At 72.2% G+C, this 17195-nt stretch carries 13 protein-coding genes and 1 pseudogene; 7 read left to right on the top strand and 7 right to left on the bottom strand.

Going from position 1 to position 17195, the window contains the following annotated elements:
* The first annotated feature begins 95 nt into the window (after positions 1-95).
* Together J7E88_RS25345 and J7E88_RS25340 are read left to right on the top strand one after the other, a co-directional pair.
* Positions 96-1646 carry a M4 family metallopeptidase gene (locus tag J7E88_RS25345; protein ID WP_215185087.1) on the top strand — a complete coding sequence of 517 codons (1551 nt, stop codon included), beginning with the start codon at positions 96-98 and terminating at the stop codon, positions 1644-1646.
* Between the two features lie 192 nt (positions 1647-1838).
* On the top strand, positions 1839-2813 hold the full coding sequence (locus J7E88_RS25340; RefSeq protein WP_215184944.1) for a helix-turn-helix transcriptional regulator: 975 nt from the start codon (positions 1839-1841) through the stop codon (positions 2811-2813).
* Positions 2814-2834: 21 nt separating this feature from the next.
* Here J7E88_RS25340 and J7E88_RS25335 read toward each other — a convergent pair whose 3' ends face one another.
* The 3 genes from J7E88_RS25335 to J7E88_RS25325 all read right to left on the bottom strand — a co-directional run bounded on the left by J7E88_RS25335 (position 2835) and on the right by J7E88_RS25325 (position 6946).
* A complete protein-coding gene (locus tag J7E88_RS25335; RefSeq protein WP_215185085.1) occupies positions 2835-3446 on the bottom strand; it encodes a helix-turn-helix domain-containing protein in 612 nt (203 codons plus the stop codon).
* A 535-nt stretch (positions 3447-3981) separates the two neighbouring features.
* Complete coding sequence (locus tag J7E88_RS25330; protein WP_215184942.1) at positions 3982-4662, bottom strand: response regulator; 681 nt, start codon at positions 4660-4662, stop codon at positions 3982-3984.
* A gap of 601 nt (positions 4663-5263) precedes the next feature.
* Entirely contained in the window at positions 5264-6946 is a 1683-nt protein-coding gene (locus J7E88_RS25325; RefSeq protein WP_215184940.1) for an ATP-binding protein, read from the bottom strand.
* 96 nt (positions 6947-7042) lie between these two features.
* Here J7E88_RS25325 and J7E88_RS25320 point away from each other — a divergent pair, with 96 nt between their 5' ends.
* Complete coding sequence (locus J7E88_RS25320; protein WP_251023162.1) at positions 7043-8446, top strand: cation:dicarboxylate symporter family transporter; 1404 nt, start codon at positions 7043-7045, stop codon at positions 8444-8446.
* A gap of 148 nt (positions 8447-8594) precedes the next feature.
* On the opposite strand, the gene J7E88_RS25315 is transcribed toward J7E88_RS25320, so the two are convergent.
* The gene (locus J7E88_RS25315; protein ID WP_215184938.1) at positions 8595-9473 is read right to left on the bottom strand and encodes an aldo/keto reductase; all 879 of its coding nucleotides are present in this window, start codon (positions 9471-9473) and stop codon (positions 8595-8597) included.
* Positions 9470-10390, bottom strand: coding sequence for an NAD-dependent epimerase/dehydratase family protein (locus tag J7E88_RS25310; RefSeq protein ID WP_215184936.1), 921 nt, complete (start codon positions 10388-10390; stop codon positions 9470-9472). Before J7E88_RS25310 ends, J7E88_RS25315 begins: the two co-directional genes overlap by 4 nt.
* An 85-nt stretch (positions 10391-10475) precedes the next feature.
* Between J7E88_RS25310 and J7E88_RS25305 the strand changes: the two genes are divergently transcribed.
* Genes J7E88_RS25305 through trxA form a run of 3 tightly spaced genes read left to right on the top strand, consistent with a single transcriptional unit; the run spans position 10476 to position 11786 of the window.
* Positions 10476-10997, top strand: coding sequence for an Lrp/AsnC family transcriptional regulator (locus J7E88_RS25305; protein ID WP_215184935.1), 522 nt, complete (start codon positions 10476-10478; stop codon positions 10995-10997).
* A 54-nt stretch (positions 10998-11051) separates the two neighbouring features.
* Positions 11052-11444 (top strand): MerR family transcriptional regulator, encoded by a 393-nt coding sequence (locus tag J7E88_RS25300; RefSeq protein WP_215184933.1) that lies wholly within the window; start codon positions 11052-11054, stop codon positions 11442-11444.
* 3 nt (positions 11445-11447) lie between these two features.
* Complete coding sequence (gene trxA, locus J7E88_RS25295; protein WP_251023161.1) at positions 11448-11786, top strand: thioredoxin; 339 nt, start codon at positions 11448-11450, stop codon at positions 11784-11786.
* Between the two features lie 9 nt (positions 11787-11795).
* Here trxA and J7E88_RS25290 read toward each other — a convergent pair whose 3' ends face one another.
* Positions 11796-11960 carry a hypothetical protein gene (locus J7E88_RS25290; protein ID WP_215184931.1) on the bottom strand — a complete coding sequence of 55 codons (165 nt, stop codon included), beginning with the start codon at positions 11958-11960 and terminating at the stop codon, positions 11796-11798.
* Between the two features lie 158 nt (positions 11961-12118).
* Here J7E88_RS25290 and J7E88_RS25285 point away from each other — a divergent pair.
* Positions 12119-14370: pseudogene (locus J7E88_RS25285) on the top strand (ATP-binding domain-containing protein).
* Positions 14371-14419: 49 nt separating this feature from the next.
* Here the strand turns inward: J7E88_RS25285 and glgB are convergent.
* Positions 14420-17116 (bottom strand): 1,4-alpha-glucan branching enzyme, encoded by a 2697-nt coding sequence (gene glgB / locus J7E88_RS25280; protein WP_308307601.1) that lies wholly within the window; start codon positions 17114-17116, stop codon positions 14420-14422.
* Positions 17117-17195: the final 79 nt, after the last annotated feature.

The following is a 17195-nucleotide window of genomic DNA, read 5'->3' as shown; positions in this document are numbered from 1 at the left end:
ACACCGCGCGGCCCCCTGCCAAGGAGACTTGAGTGACACGCAGCACCACCCGCAGGGCGACCACCCGAGCCGCTGTTCTCGCGGCCTCGGCCGCGATGGTCGTCGTCGGTATGCAGACCGGTCCGGCCACCGCCCAGGCCGACCGTGCGGACGGCGCGGCGGCGACCGCGCAGGCGTCCGCCGACCGGGCCACTGCCGTCAGGGCGGCGCAGGCCCGGGCCGGTGCCGAGGCGAAGGCGCTCGGCCTCGGGGACAAGGAGAAGCTTGTCGTCCGCGATGTCATCAGGGACGCCGACGGCACCGTGCACACGCGTTACGAGCGCACCTACGCCGGACTGCCGGTCCTCGGCGGCGACCTCGTCGTCCACGAGAGGGAGAACGGCAAGCGCGCTGTCACCAAGGCGACCGCCGCCCGTATATCCGTGTCCGGCACCGAAGCGAAGGTGTCCGCGTCGGCCGCAGAGAAGTCCGCGCTGAAGGCCGCCGCGGCCGGGGAGACCGACAGGGCCGCGACCGAGGGAGCCCCGCGCAAGGTCGTCTGGGCGGCGTCCGGCAAGCCCGTACTGGCCTGGGAGACCGTCGTCACCGGCGTGCAGCACGACGGCACGCCCAGCGAGCTGCGTGTCGTCACCGACGCGGCCACCGGCGCCGAGCTGTACGCGTACGAGACGGTGCACACCGGCACCGGCACCGGCGACCACAACGGCACGGTCGCGCTCACCACCACGCCCAACGGCAGCACCTTCGACCTCAAGGACGGGGCCCGCGGCGGTCACCGCACCCTCGACATGTTCCAGTCCACCAGCGGCTCGGGCACCCTCTTCAACGACGCCGACGACCTCTGGGGCGGCGGCCGGCAGAACGCCGCTGTCGACGCCCACTACGGCGCCGCGGTCACCTGGGACTACTACAAGAACGTCCACGGCCGCAGCGGCATCAAGAACGACGGCGTAGCCGCGTACTCCCGCGTCCACTACGGCAACGCGTACGTCAACGCCTTCTGGTCCGACTCCTGCTTCTGCATGACCTACGGCGACGGTGCGAACAACGCCAAGCCGCTCACCTCGCTGGACGTCGCCGCCCACGAGATGACCCACGGCGTCACGTCCAACACCGCGAGGCTCGTCTACCGCGGGGAGTCCGGTGGCCTCAACGAGGCCACGTCCGACATCTTCGGCGCCGCCGCCGAGTTCAACGCCTCGAACACGGCCGACCCCGGCGACTACCTCATCGGGGAGAAGATCGACATCCGCGGCAACGGCACCCCGCTGCGCTACATGGACAAGCCCAGCAGGGACGGCAACTCCAAGGACTACTGGTACAGGGGCCTCGGACGCGTCGACGTCCACTACTCCTCGGGCCCGGCGAACCACTTCTTCTACCTGCTCTCCGAGGGCAGCGGCGCCAAGACGATCAACGGCGTGAGCTACGACAGCCCGACCTACGACGGCGGAGCCGTCGGCGGCATCGGCCGGGTCAAGGCCGAGCGGATCTGGTACAAGGCGCTGACCGCGTACATGACCTCCACCACCGACTACGCGGGCGCCCGCACCGCCACCCTGTCCGCCGCGACCGACCTGTACGGCGCGAGCAGCGCCGAGTACCAGGCGGTGAACGCCGCCTGGGCCGCGGTCAACGTCAAGTGACGACCCGCTGAGTCGCCGGGACGCCCCGTCGTCCCCGGGCCGTGCCGTACCGCCGCTGCACCGGGCGGCACGGCACGGCCTCACGTTTCGCAAGGTTCCCGCAAAGACTGTGGTCCCCCTCACCGCACCCCCGCCGGGCCTCTGACATCATCCCTTGCGCCGTACGCAACAGGCCGAGGGGAGCGAGCAGTCATGGCGGAGCGGACAAGAGGCAAGGGCCGCGTCCTCCCGGTCGACGACCCCGTCCTGGAGAGGGTCTACGCCGAGCTCGCCCGCGCGCCCTGGCTCGATCTCGGGGAACTCGCCGCCCTGGCCTCCCTCACCGAGCGCGAGACCCGTGAGGCGCTGGACCGCCTGGTCGACCTCGGGGCCGCCCAGCCCGCCGCCGGGCTGCCGCTCGAGGTGGCGCTCCTGCCGCCGAGCGCGGTGGCCGCCGAGTGGGTGCGGCGCCTTGAGGACCAGGTGATCCAGTCGCACCAGGCCGTCGAATCACTCACCCAGGAGTACCTCGCCGCCCGCGGTGCGGGCAGCGCGTCGCGGATCCGGGCCGTTTCCGCCGAGGAGATGCTGCACCTCTTCGAGACCGGTCAGGAGAACTGCCGCGCCGGCGTGCGGGGCATAGCCGCGCCGCCCTTCGCGGCGGTGATCGGCACCAACGACCAGCGCCAACTGCGGCGGATGCGCGACGGCATCTCGTACCGGACGATCTACGCCGCCGAGGCGCTGAACCACCCCGCCGCCCGCGCGAGCATGTTGCACACCCTCGCGCACGGGGAGGAGGGACGCTTCATCGCCCGCACCCCGATGAAGCTGGTCATCTTCGACGAGGATCTCGCCCTGGTGCCGGTGGTGTCGCGGACCCGGACCTCCGAATCGCTGGTGATCGGCCGGTCCGACCTGCTCGACGGCTTCCTCAGCCTCTTCGAGACCGTGTGGGAGATGGCGATGCCGCTCGGTGTCGAAGGCACGCTCGACACCGCTCTCGGCGACGAGGACCGGGAGCTGCTGTGCCTGATGGCCGCGGGCTCGACCGATCTGCGCATCGCCCGCCACTTCGGGGTCTCCTCCCGCACCGTCGAGCGCAGGATCAAGACCGTGCTCGAACGGCTGGGTGCCACGAGCAGGTTCCAGGCCGGAGCGCTCGCCGCCCGCCGCGGCTGGCTGTGAAACGCCGCGACCCGGCGCGGGTCAGACGTCGGCCAGGTCCCAGAAGTGGTCCACGATGCGCTCCAGGAAGTCGCGGCCTGCCCCGCCCGTGTCCCTGGACGCCTCGCCCCAGCTGAGGGTCGCCACCATCCGGGACTGGTAGTCGGCGTGCAACTGCTGGAGCACGTCCTCCAGTCGGCCGCGGTCCAGCGGGAGCATCTTGCCCGCCGGGCGGACGTACGCCTGCCAGCGCGCGGTCACCGCGCTGCGCAGCAGCTCGGCCAACTCCTCGTCGCGGCCCGTCGCCTGCAGCAGCTCACGCGGGGCCAGGCCGAGGGTGTCGGCGAGCGCGGCGGTCTGGCGCTCGTTGCCGCGCCAGCGGCCCGAGTCCTCCATCCGCCGGTACGCGGCCGCGTCGAGACCGACGCGGCGGGCGACGTCCTCGACCGCCATGCCGCGCGCGATGCGGTGCTCGCGCAGGGTCGTCGCGGCGGCGAGCAGTTCGCCTGGGGAGCACCACAGCACACCCGCGAGCGCGGTCAGTTCACGGGAGCCGGGTGCGGCGAGCCCGCGTTCCCATGCCATGACCGTGTCCGGTGTGACCTGGAGGCCGTACTGGGCGCGCAGGCCGTACGCGACATGGCCGGGCGCCATCCCCAGGGCCTGGCGCAGTCGGCGCGCGGCGGGGGCGTTGAAGGGTGGGGAGGGGATGTGCTGCACGCGCTCAAGGTAAGGCCACACCTGCCCTGGCGACTACAGTGCGTTTCCCTCAAGTTACATGTCGTAGGAATCTCCGAGCTGATCAACAGTGGTCGACGTAGGCGGGGGCTACCGAAGGGTACTGGCAGGGAGGGGGTTGATCGTCCCCTGATCTCCCCTTGATCACCCTTTGGCCGCCCCGCCGAGGGTGAACCCGCCGCCGAGCCGGCGCGCACCGTCACCACAGTCAGGCCAGGGCCCATTGGCAGCAGTACCACTCGGGGCCGTACGGCGCTGGGGAGTTGGCCAGTGGCGAGGAACAGCGCCGTGCTTGGGCGGCGCACGGGCACGACCTCCTCCGAGCCGGGGAGCCGGGCACCGGGCAGAGCTGGGGTGCGAGGCTACAGGCTGCTGCCCGTGACCGTACGACCCGTCAGGTGACCAGAGCAATCCCCGTACAAGGCATAGGGATTGGCTGCGCGACGCGGGTTCAGCGCCGGGTGCTGACCCAGCGGTACTGGAGCTCGGGGCGGCCGATCTGGCCGTACTGCGGGCTGCGGACGGCTCGGCCGCCGGTGACCAGATGCTCCAGGTAACGGCGTGCCGTGATCCGCGAGATGCCGACGGCGGCGGCGGCCTCGGCGGCGGTCAGCCCTTCGGGGGACTCGCGCAGAGTGCGGGTGACCGCCTCCAGGGTGGGCCCGCTCAGGCCCTTGGGGAGCGTCGTCGCCGTACGCGGTGCCCGCAGCGCGCCGAGGGCGCGGTCGACCTCCTCCTGCCCGCTGGCCTCTCCGGCGGCGGCCCGGAACTCGGCGTAGCGGCTGAGGCGGTCGCGGAGCGTGGCGAACGTGAACGGCTTCAGCACGTACTGCACGACCCCGAGCGAGACGCCCTCCCGGACGATGGCGAGATCACGGGCGGAGGTGACGGCGATGACGTCGGCGGAGCGCCCGGCGGCGCGCAGCGACCGCACCAGATGCAGACCGTGCCCGTCGGGGAGGTACAGGTCGAGCAGCAGCAGGTCGACGCCCCCGCGCTCCAGCGCCCGCACCGCCTCGGCGCGCGAGTGCGCGACCCCGACGACGGCGAAGCCGGGCACGCGCCCGACGTAGAGCGCGTGCGCGTCGGCGGCGACGGGGTCGTCTTCGACGACGAGGACCCGGATGGTCATGAGCGTGCCTCCGGGGCGCGGGGCACGTCCGCCGGAGGTCGCGGCACGGGGGCGGGCGGCCCGTAGGGCGCGGGGTCCCGGCCCGGCTGCGCGAGGACGTGCGGTGCGGGGGCGGGGCGTGGCTTCCGTCCGGGGGCCGTTCCATACGGACGGGGCGCCCGGCCCGTCCGTGGGGCGGGGATGGAGCGAGTCCGCGGTCCGCGGTCCGGGCCGACGGGCCGTGGCTGCGTCGCCGGACCGGTCTCGGGCCGATGGCTGCGGTACGGGGCTGGGGAGGCCGGCGCCCCGGATGCGGGCTGTCCGGGGGCATGGGCCGCGTAGCCGGCCTGGTGAGCCGCGGAGGTGGCCGGGCACGCGGGGAGCTGCCGGCCGTGGCCGGGCTGTGCCGCCGGGCCGGCCGCCGGCCTGCGGCCGTGGGGCGCGGTCAGGGGGCTCGCTTGCGGGGCCCGGACCGCCCCGTCGGATGCGGGCCGTCCAGGGGCATGGGCCCATCGGCCCGGGTTGTGGGGCGCGGCGGCCGGGCGCGCGTGGGGCACGGTCAGGGGGCGCGCCTGCCGGTCCGGGGTCGGGCCGTGGCCCGATGGGCGGCCGTGAGGGAGTGTCATTCGCGGGCCTCCGTGTTCAGGGGGAGTCGGACCGTGAACTCGGCGCCGCCGTCAGGGCCGCTGGTGAGTGTGATCGTGCCGTGTCCACGGTGCACCGCCTGGCGGACGAGCGCCAGCCCGATGCCGCGCCCGGGGCCGTGGGTGGACCAGCCGCGGCGGAAGACGTCCTCGACGGACCCGGGGTCGACCCCGGGTCCGGTGTCGGCGACCCGCAGCAGCAGCTCCTCCCGTTCGGCCCGCGCCGTCACGGTGACACGCGCCCGGGCTCCGCCCGGCGGGGGCGGAACGACCCGCAGATCCGCGGGAACCGGCCCGGTGCCGTCGACGTCCGCCGGCACCAGGGCCGCCTCCTCCGTCCCGACGCCGCCCGCGGCGTCCACCGCGTTGTCGATCAGGTTGCCCAGGATCGTCACCAGGTCCCTCGACGGCAGCGACGAGGGCAGCACGCCGTCGTCGATGCTGCTGTCCTCCACGAGCACCAGCTCCACACCGCGTTCGTTCGCCTGCGCCGCCTTCCCCAACAGCAGCGCCGCGAGGACCGGTTCGCCGACCGCGCCCACCACACGGTCGGTCAGGGCCTGCGCCAGTTCCAGCTCCACGGTGGCGAAGTCGACCGCCTCGTCCTCGCGGCCCAACTCGATCAGCGACACCACCGTGTGCAGCCGGTTCGCCGCCTCGTGGGCCTGTGAGCGCAGGGCCTGGGAGAACCCGCGCTCGGAGTCGAGCTCGCCCGACAGCGACTGGAGCTCCGTGTGGTCGCGCAGGGTCACCACCGTGCCGCGCTTCTCGCCCCCGACGACCGGCTGCGTGTTCACCACGACCACCCGGTCCGCCGTCAGGTGCACCTCGTCGACCCGTGGCTCGGACGCCAGCAGTGCACCCATGAGCGGGGCCGGCAGGCCGAGCTCCGCGACCGGGCGGCCGACGGCGTCCTCGCCCAGTCCCAGCAGCTCCCGGGCCCCGTCGTTGACCAGCGCGATGCGCCGCGAGCCGTCGAGCATGACCAGGCCCTCGCGGACGGCGTGCAGCGCGGCCTGGTGGTAGTCGTGCATCCGGCCCAGCTCGGCGGCGTTCATGCCGTGCGTGTGCCGGCGCAGCCTGGCGTTGATCACGTACGTGCCGATGCCTCCCAGTGCGAGCGCCCCGCCCGCCATGCCGAGCAGCGCCGTGAGCTGCTTCGCGACCTGCTCGCTGATCTCCTCGATCGTGATGCCGGCGCTGACGAGCGCGACGACCTGCCCGCCGTCACGCACCGGCGCCACGGTGCGTACGGACCGACCGAGCGTGCCCGTGTACTGCTCGCTGTAGATCTCGCCGCGCAGAGCGGGCTCGATGTGACCGAGATACGTCCGCCCTATCTGGCCGGGCTCCGGATGGCTCCAGCGCCGGCCCTGCGGGTCCATGATCACCACGAAATCCATGCCCGCGTCCTTGCGCAGTGCCTCCGCGTACGGCTGGAGTTTCGCCGAGGGGTCGCCGGAGCGGACCGCCTCGACGACCGACGGGGAGCGGGCGGCGGCGGACGCGGTGGCGCTGGTCTGCAGCCGGGCCGACTCCTCGGCCTGGGAGCGGCCGATGAGGTACGCGAAGAGCGCGCAGCCCGCCACGACGGCGGCGACCAGCACGACCTGCATCGCGAAGAGCTGGCCCGCGAGGCTGCGGGGACGGGGAATGCGCATGGGTTCAGTCTGCCTGGGCGGTTTTGTGTGAACGAAACGAACGCAAGGGTGACCGGGGTCACAGGGCTGGTGGATATTCACGACATCCATCGGGACATGGACGCAACGGAAAACGAGGAGGACCCCGTGGCCACAGGAGCCGTCAGGCGGGACCGTACCCACTATCTCTATATCGCCGTGATCATCGCGGTGGCGCTCGGTATCGCCGTCGGCCTGGTCGCTCCCGACTTCGCCGTCGAGCTCAAGCCGATCGGGACCGGGTTCGTGAACCTGATCAAGATGATGATCTCGCCGATCATCTTCTGCACGATCGTGCTGGGCATCGGCTCGGTGCGCAAGGCCGCCAAGGTAGGCGCGGTCGGCGGTATCGCGCTCGGCTACTTCGTGGTGATGTCGCTGGTCGCCCTGGGGATCGGCCTGGTCGTCGGCAACATCCTGGACCCCGGTTCGAGCCTCGCGGTGACCGACGCGGTCAAGGAGGCGGGCCAGGAGCAGGTCACTGCCGAGGCCAAGGACACGACCGAGTTCCTGCTCGGGATCATCCCGACCACGATCGTCTCCGCCTTCACCGGCGGCGAGGTCCTGCAGACTCTCCTCGTCGCCCTGTTCGCGGGCTTCGCGCTCCAGGCCATGGGCCCGGCCGGCCGGCCGGTGCTGCGCGGCATCGAGCACATCCAGCGCCTCGTCTTCCGCATTCTCGGCATGGTGATGTGGGCGGCCCCGATCGGCGCGTTCGGCGCGATCGCCGCGGTGACCGGTTCGGCCGGTCTCGACGCGCTCAAGAGCCTCGCCGTGCTGATGCTCGGCTTCTACGTGACCTGCTTCCTCTTCGTGGTCATCGTGCTCGGCGCGCTCCTGCGGATCGTCGCGGGCCTCAACATCCTCTCCCTCTTCAAGTACCTGGGCCGGGAGTTCCTGCTGATCCTCTCCACCTCCTCCTCCGAGTCCGCCCTGCCGCGGCTCATCGCGAAGATGGAGCACCTGGGCGTGAGCAAGCCGGTCGTCGGCATCACCGTCCCGACCGGATACTCCTTCAACCTCGACGGCACCATGATCTACATGACCATGGCCTCGCTCTTCATCGCCGACGCCATGGGCAACCCGATGTCGATCGGGGAGCAGATCGCGCTCCTGCTGTTCCTCTTCGTCGCATCCAAGGGTGCGGCGGGCGTCACGGGAGCCGGCCTGGCGACGCTCGCGGGCGGCCTGCAGTCGCACCGGCCGGAGATGGTCGACGGTGTGGGCCTGATCGTCGGCATCGACCGCTTCATGAGCGAGGCGCGGGCCCTGACGAACTTCGCGGGCAACGCCGTCGCGACGGTGCTGATCGGCACCTGGACCAAGGAGATCGACAAGGGGCAGGTGCGGGAGGTCCTCGCGGGACGTCTGCCGTTCGACGAGAAGACGCTGCTGGACGACCACGCACCGCACGAGGCCGCGGACACGGTGACCGGCGTTCCGCATCCGCGGGACGACGAGCGCGAGCCCGTGAAGGTCTGATCCTCACTGCCACCGGAGTGCGCCGGGCCCCACCCCCTCGGGCCCGGCGCACACCGCTGTCCAGCGCCCGGCGTCGCGGTCCGGGGCCACCCCGGGGATCTCCGGGACTCCGTACCTCCGGGACCTCCGGGGCGGTCCGTGCGGACGCTCATGCGTCCAGCGCCGCCAACTCCGCCTCCGTCAGCACCAGATCCGCCGCCGCGGCGGAGTCGATGACACTGCCCGGGCGGCTCGCCCCGGGAATCGGCACGACCGTGGGCGACTTCGCCAGGAGCCAGGCGAGCGCGATCCTCTGGGGGCTGACGCCCCGCTCACGCGCCACCGAGTGGAAGGCCGCGTACGGCCCGGCCGCGGCGAGCGCCGACGGCCCGTCCAGGGAACTGCGCGAGATCCCGCCGAGCGGGCTCCACGGCAGGAACGCCGTCCCCAGCTCCGCGCACAGCCGCAGTTCGGGCTCGCTGGAGCGCACCTCGGGCGAGTAGCGGTTCTGTACGGACACCAACCGGTCGCCCAGCATGTCGTGTGCCAGCGCGATCTGGTCCCTGTCGGCGTTGGAGATCCCCGCGTAGCGGATCGTCCCCTCCTCCAGCAGGTCCCGCAGCGCGCCGACCGAGTCGGCGTACGGGACCGCCGGGTCCGGCTTGTGGAGCTGGTACAGCCCGATCGCGGCGCCGCCCAGCCGGGCGAGCGAAGCCCGCGCGGCCCGCTTGATGTACCGCGGGTCGCCGTCGACCGTCCAGCCGCCGTCGGCCGCGCGGCCCCGGCCGCCCTTGGTGGCGACGAGCACGGTGTCGGTGTCCCCGCCGTACGAGGCGAGCGCGCGGGCCACGAGCCGTTCGCCTGCCCCCGGTTCACCGCCGGGCACGTGGTACGAGTCGGCCGTGTCGATCAGGGTGACGCCCGCGTCCAGCGCGGCGTGGACGGTGGCGACGGCCTGCCGTTCGTCCGGATGCCCCTCGATGGACAGGGGCATCGCCCCGTATCCGATCGCCCCGACGCGTATGTCACCGAGCATGCGGTACCTCATCGCCGGGCCTCCGCGTCCACCGTGTGCGCGCCGAGCGTCTCGGCCGCGGCCCGGTCGAGCCAGTCGGAGGTGTGCCCGAACGTGAAGCCCAGTGCGGTGGCCCGGGTGTTGTCCATGCCGTAGGAGCGGGCGAACGAGAACGGCGACGTCTCACCCACCTCCACCGTGGTGAATTGCGCTTCGGTGCCCGTCCGGCGGCCGATGGCCGCGCAGATGTCGGCGGTTGTGAGCGGGCCGTGCGAATTCGCGTTCACCGGGCCCGTGAAGTCCTGACCGGCCGTCCAGAAAAGGAAGTCGGCGATCTCCTCCACATGAATGTACGTCGCGGGGTGATTCCTCACCGGCACCGCGACGGGGCTGCCGGTGCGCATCCGGGTCGCGTAGTGCTCCAGCCGGCCCGTGAAGTCGTCGTCACCGCCCAGCACATGGGCGACCCGCACCGAGACCCAGTCGAACGCCGTGCCCGCCGCGAAGACCGCCTCCGCCTGCCGCTTCCCCTCGCCGTAGTGCTCGTCGAGGTAGCCGGCGTCGTCCCAGGGCGCGGCGAGGTCGACGGGTACGGTGAGCGGGTCGACCGCCTCCTCGCGGACCGGCGCGGCCGAGTCCTCGTACTCGTACACCTCGACGGTGGACGTCATGACATGACGGCCGGTGCGGCCGGCGAACACCCGGCGGGCGATGTCCGCCTGGCGCGGCGTGTAGCAGACCTGGTCGATCACCACGTCGAAGGTGCGCGTGCCGAGCGCCGACCGCAGCGCGGGCTCATCGGAACGGTCGGCGGTCAGTCGGGTCACGCCCGCGGGTGGGGCCGACGAACCGCGATTGAGGACGGTGACCCGGTCGCCGGAATCCAGCAGCCGGGATATCAGCCGCTTTCCGAAATACCGATTTCCTCCGATGACCAGTACGTCTCTCATCCGCCCCGGATCCTCATTTCCTGCCGCCGATTTCCTTACGATGCACCAGTGTTATGTTTGCGGGCCGCGGCATGAAGGGGGAGTCATGGGAGATCGGGCCGCTGCGCCGAAAGAACCACGGCAACCGAGGTCCGCTGCCGACGAAACGTCGGTGGCCGCTCTGGACGCCGTCGACCGGCACATCCTTCAGATCCTCCAGAGCGACGGTCGCGTCAAGCTCAGCGAGCTCGGGCGCCGGGTCCGGCTCAGTCCGGCGGCGGTCACCGAACGCGTGCGCAGGCTGGAGGCGTCCGGGGTGATCACGGGTTACGGGGCGCATGTCTCGCCCACCCGGCTCGGTCACGGAATCCAGGCCTTCATCCGGGTCAATCCGCACGGCGGATACAACTTCAAGCACCCGAGGACGCTGGAGCTGCTGGAACGCCCCGAGGTGATCGAGGCGCACCACGTCGTGGGGGAGGACTGCTGGATCCTCAAGGTCGCCGTGACCGACACGGTCCACCTGGAGGACGTGCTGGAACAGGTGTCGGCGCTCGGCCGCACCACGACGTCGATCGTGCTGACCTCACCTCTGGAGCGCAAGCCGCTGCTGCCGCGCCGCGGTTGAGCGGCGGCCCGCGCCGTTGCCTTCACGTCGGCGTCAAGGATTACGGTCGGGGACATGCGAATCGGCGAGCTTGCGGAGCGGGCCGGCACCACCACCCGCACCCTGCGCTACTACGAGTCCCGCGGGCTCCTGCCAGCCCGGCGCGCGGTGAACGGCTACCGCACCTACGACGAGGACGATCTGCGGTTGCTCCAGCAGATCCGGACCCTGCAGGACTTCGGGTTCGACCTGGAGGAGACGCGGCCGTTCGTCGAATGCCTGCGCGCCGGGCACCCGGCCGGAGACTCCTGCCCCGCCTCGCTCGCCGTGTACCGGGCCAAGCTCGCCGAGCTGGACGCGCTCATCGACCGGTTGCGATCGGTGCGTGCGCACGTCGGCGCGCAACTGCTGCGCGCCGAGGCGGAGCTGCGGGACGGTCCGGAACCCAGATGCGAATTCGGAGGCTGAGTGATGATTCTGGCCAAGGACGTGGCCGTGGTGACCGATGCGGACTTCGACGGCGAGGTGCTGGGCGCCGACCGCCCGGTCCTGGTGGAGTTCGGCGCGGACTGGTGCGGCCCGTGCCGCCAGCTCGCGCCCGTGCTGAGCGCGGTCTCCCGCGAGGAGACCGACCGGCTGAAGGTCGTGCAGATCGACGCGGACGCGAACCCGGAGACGGTGACCCGGTACGGGGTGCTGTCGCTGCCGACGCTGCTGGTCTTCGACGGCGGCGAGCCGGTCCGTTCGATGGTCGGCGCCCGCCCCAAGCGCAGGCTCCTGGAGGAACTCCAGGACGTGCTCGCGCGCTGACGAACACCCCTACCGGGCGAGCGTGAGGCGCACCCGGTGCCGTACGACGCCGACCCCGGCGATCAGGACGTCGACCTCGTCCCCCGCACGCAGTGCGCGCCCGGCGAGGTCGTCGTCGTGCAGCAGCGCCGTCGCCGGGACAATGCCCGGCGATATCTCCGCCGATGTGTCCATGCGCAGAAAAATACCCCGGAACCGAATTGACGGCCGGGGTCTTGCTCTGCGTATATTAATTGTTTCCGTGTTCGTCGACTTCACGGTACGGCGATAAACGCGGAGAAGTTCATTGGCGACACCATATCGCGGCAGGAGCTGAATTGTCAACCGAGGAATTGCAGAACGAGCAGCAATTCATCACCGGGCTCTACGAGCGTCTCGACGCGCTCCGCGAGGAGGCCGAAGGCGCCATCGCGACCACGTTGAGGCAGGCCAGCACCGGTCTCGCCCAGTCGCGTGTCGAACGGGACGTGGCGTCGCCGAACACGGTGCGCACCTCTCCGCGCTCAATGCGGTCGACAACGGTCTGTGTTTCGGCCGCATCGATCTCAAGGACGGCACACGCCATCACATCGGCCGAATCGGAATGCGCAGGGACGATCCGCAGCGCACCCCGCTGCTCATCGACTGGCGCGCACCCGTCGCCCGGCCCTTCTACCTCGCAACCGGGCACGAATCGATGGGCCTGAGCCGCCGGCGGCACATCAGCACCGCAGGCCGGACCGTCACCGCGCTCCACGACGAGATCCTCGACCTCGCGGACACCACCCGCACCGGGTACGAGGCGCACGACGCCGACGAGGTGCTGCTCGCCGCGCTCGGCGCCGCCCGTACCGGGCGCATGGCCGACATCGTGCAGACCATCCAGGCCGAACAGGACCGCATCATCCGCGCCCCGCGCCACGGCGTGCTCGTCGTCGAGGGCGGACCGGGCACGGGCAAGACCGCGGTGGCGCTGCACCGCGCGGCCTACCTCCTGTACGCCCACCGCGAGCAGCTCGCCCGCCGCGCCGTCCTGATCGTCGGCCCCAACCCCGCGTTCCTCGGCTACATCGGAGAAGTCCTGCCCTCCCTCGGCGAGACCGGCGTCCTGCTGTCCACCATGGGCGAGCTGTTTCCCGGCGTGCACGCCACCGGCACCGACACCCCGCGCGCCGCGGCCGTCAAGGGCGCGGCCACGATGGCGGACGTCCTGGCCCGCGTCGTCGCCGACCGGCAGACACTCCCCGAGACACTGCCGGCCTCCACGGGCGAGGAGGGCGGCACACTGCCCGAACCGGCCCTGGAGATCGACCACGCCGAGTACGGGACGCTGCTGCTGCACCGCGAGATGGCGTACGAGGCCCGCGACCGGGCCCGCGCCACAGGTCTGCCGCACAACCTGGCACGCCCGCACTTCGCGTTCCGCGTCATCGACGCCCTGACCGAGCAGCTCGCCGACCGGCTCGGCGCCGACCCGTACGGCGGCGGGAACCTGCTGGGGCCCGACGACATCGCCCAGCTCGGCAAGGAGATCGCCACCAGCGCCGAGGTCCACGCCGCCATCGACGCGCTGTGGCCCCCGCTCACCCCGCAGCAGGTCGTCGCCGGTCTCCTCGCCGAGCCGGAGCCGTACCTCGACCCCGAGGACGCGGACGCGGTCCGGCGCACCACGGGTCCCTGGACACCCGCCGACGTACCGCTTCTCGACGAGGCCGCCGAGCTCCTCGGCGTCGACGACAGCGCGGAGCGGGCCGCGGCCGAGGCCGAGCGCCAGGACCGGATCGCCTACGCGCAGGGCGTGCTGGAGCTGTCGCACGGATCGCAGACGTACGAGTTCGAGGACGAGGAGTCCGAGGTGCTCGCCGCGCACGACATCATCGACGCCGAGCGCATGGCCGAACGCCAGGAGGAGGCCGACCACCGCAGCGCGGCCGCCCGCGCCGCCGCCGACCGCACCTGGGCGTTCGGGCACATCATCGTCGACGAGGCGCAGGAGTTGTCCGCGATGGCCTGGCGGCTGCTGATGCGCCGCTGCCCGACCCGGTCGATGACCCTCGTCGGCGACCCGGCGCAGACGGGGGACGCGGCGGGCAGCGGATCGTGGCAGGAGATCCTCCAGCCGTACGTAGGCGACCGTTTCGCGCACACCCGGCTGGGCGTCAACTACCGCACGCCCGCCGAGATCATGGCGCTCGCGGCCGAGGTGCGGCGCAGCGAGGACCCGGCGTTCGAGCCGCCGCGCTCCGTGCGCTCGACCGGCGTGGCACCCCGCCAGGTCGCCGTCGCCCGGGACGACCTCGCCCGCACGGTGGCGGCGGAGGTCGCCCAGGCGCCGCACGAGGGGCGGCTCGCGGTGATCGCGCCCACCGCGCTGCTCCCGGCGCTCGCGGCCGAGCTGCCGGAGGCGGCCGCGGGCGTGGAGCCGGACCTGACCAGGCCCGTCGTGCTGCTCGACCCGAAGGCGGCGAAGGGACTGGAGTTCGACACGGTGATCGTGGTCGAGCCCGAGCTGATCCGCTCCGGCTCCCCGCGCGGCGTGAATGACCTCTACGTGGCCTGCACCCGCGCCACCCAGCGGCTCGGCCTGGTGCGCACCGACGCCTAGACCGTGCCCCGTGCCCCGCCGCCGCGCCGGCAGCGGGGCACGCGGCCCGTCAGGTGGGGCGCAGCCAGATCGTCGCCAGCGGCGGCAGCGTCGGCGCGATCGACGTCCGCCGGCCGTGCGACTCGACCTGCTCCGGCTTCATCGGGTCCGCGTTGCGCACGCCCGAGCCGCCGAACCGCTCCTCGTCCGTGTTCAGCACCTCCGCCCACGCGGACACCGACCCGGGCACCCCCAGCCGGAAGTCGTGCCGCACCACCGGTGAGAAGTTGCTCACCGCGAGCAGCGGCGTGCCGTTCCTGCCGAACCGCAGGAACGCGAAGACGTTGTCCTCGGCCGCCCCGCCGTCCACCCAGGCGAAGCCCTCCGGCACCGTGTCGAGCTGCCACAGCTCGGGCGCGTCGCCGTAGACCGCGTTCAGTTCGCGCACCAGGTCGCGTACGCCCCGGTGGTCGGGCTCCGCCGAGTACGACGGGTCCAGCAGCCACCAGTCAGGCCCATGGCCCTCGGACCACTCCGCTCCCTGGGCGAACTCCTGTCCCATGAAGAGGAGTTGTTTGCCAGGGTGGGCCCACATGAAGCCGAGGTACGCACGGTGGTTGGCCCGCTGCTGCCACCAGTCGCCCGGCATCTTGCTCACCAGCGCGCGCTTGCCGTGCACCACCTCGTCGTGCGAGATCGGCAGCACGTAGTTCTCGCTGTACGCGTACACCATCGAGAACGTCATCTCGTTGTGGTGGAACTTGCGGTGCACCGGCTCCTTCGACACGTACTGCAGCGAGTCGTGCATCCATCCCATGTTCCACTTCAGGCCGAAGCCCAGACCGCCGTGGTCGGTGGGCCGGGTCACGCCGTTCCACGCCGTGGACTCCTCGGCGATCGTGACGACGCCCGGATTGCGCCGGTAGACGGTGGCGTTCATCTCCTGCAGGAACGAGACCGCGTCCAGGTTCTCCCGGCCGCCGTGCTCGTTGGGCGACCACTGGCCGTCCTCGCGGGAGTAGTCGAGGTAGAGCATCGACGCGACGGCGTCCACGCGCAGCCCGTCGATGTGGAACTCCTCGCACCAGTAGGTGGCGTTCGCGACCAGGAAGTTGCGCACCTCCTTGCGGCCGTAGTCGAACTCGAGGGTGCCCCAGTCCGGGTGCGCGGCCCGCGTCGGGTCGCTGTGCTCGTACAGCGGGCGCCCGTCGAACTGGGCGAGCGCCCAGTCGTCCCGCGGGAAGTGCGCCGGCACCCAGTCCACCAGGACGCCGATCCCGGCCCGGTGCAGGCTGTCGACGAGGAAGCGGAAGTCGTCCGGGGTGCCCATCCGGGAGGTCGGCGCGTAGAAACCGGTGACCTGGTAGCCCCACGAACCGCCGAAGGGGTGCTCGGCGACCGGCATGAACTCCACATGCGTGAAACCGAGATCCTTCACATACCGAGGCAGCTGCTCGGCGAGCTGCCGGTACGTCAGGCCGGGCCGCCAGGACGGCAGATGCACCTCGTACACCGAGAACGGCGCCTCGTGGACCGGGCGGTCGCCGCGGTGGGCCATCCACTCGCCGTCCTGCCACACATGCTGCGACGCGGTCACGACCGAGGCGTTCGCGGGCGGCACCTCGGTGCGCCGGGCCATCGGGTCGGCCCGCTGGGTGTGCCAGCCGTCCGGGCGGGTGATCTCGAACTTGTACAGCGTGCCCTCGGCGACCCCCGGCAGGAACAGCTCCCACACGCCCGTCGCACCGAGTGAACGCATGGGGTGGCCGGTGCCGTCCCAGAAGTTGAAGTCACCGACGACGCGGACGCCCTGAGCATCGGGCGCCCAGACCGTGAACCGGGTACCGGTCACACCCTGGTGCGTCATCAGGTGCGCGCCGAGCGCCTTCCACAGCTCCTCGTGCCTGCCCTCGCCGATGAGATGCAGGTCGAGGTCGCCCAGCGCGGGCAGGAAGCGGTACGGGTCCTCGACCTCGAAGCCGTCCTCGTGGCCCTCGTAGGTCACCAGCAGCCGGTACTGGGGAACGGCGCGTTGGGGAAGCACGCCGGAGAAGAAGCCGTCGCCGTCGCTGTTCAGCTCGGCACGCAGCCCCTTGGCGACGACGGTGACGGACAGCGCGTGCGGGCGCAGGACGCGCAGCTGGATACCGCCGCGGACAGGGTGGGCGCCGAGGATCGCGTGCGGGTCGTGGTGACTTCCGGACAGCAGCCGGCCGCGGTCGTCGTCCCCGAGCGGCTTGGCGGCGCGCACACCGCCGGCCCGCGGGCGCGGAGTGCCCCCGCCGCCCCGGCCGCCGCTGCCCGTGCCCTTCGCGGGCCCGCGGCCCGAGCTCTTGGCGGGCGCGCCCGTCGTCCCGGCCTCCACGGCCCGCGCCGTGGACCCGCCCACCGCCAACGGCTCGCGGACGCCGTCCTCTTCCGCGGCGTCGGCCTTGCGCGCGGCGGTGACGCGCCGCTGGTCGGGTGCGTCGCCCCCGGCCTTGCGGGCGGAGGCCACGCGTCGCGCGGTGGGCGCGGTGCCGCCGGGCGTGGGGGCGTCTGTCTGTTCGTCGGCTTCGGCCTTGCGGGCGGAGGCCACGCGTCGCGCGGTGGGCGCCGTGCCGCCGGTTGCAGGGGCGTCGTCCGCCACGTCGTTGCGGACATCGGAACCGGCCGTGTCGGCCTGTGCCGGGGCATCGGCGGTCCGGCGGGCGGGCTCGCCGGTGGAGGGTGGTGCGGCGACCGCGGGCCGGCGCGCCGGGGCCGGTGCCGCCTGGGCGTCGGACACCGGTCGCGGTGTGCCCGTCATGTCGGCGGACCTGCGGGTCCGGCTCCGCCCGCCCGGGGCGGGCTTCCGTTGCGCCCCA

The sequence above is a fragment of the Streptomyces sp. ISL-10 genome (assembly GCF_018614575.1).
In the GTDB taxonomy this organism is placed as follows: domain Bacteria; phylum Actinomycetota; class Actinomycetes; order Streptomycetales; family Streptomycetaceae; genus Streptomyces.
Note: the sequence above shows the minus strand (reverse complement) of the source record. Positions and strands in the feature narration are given on the sequence as shown.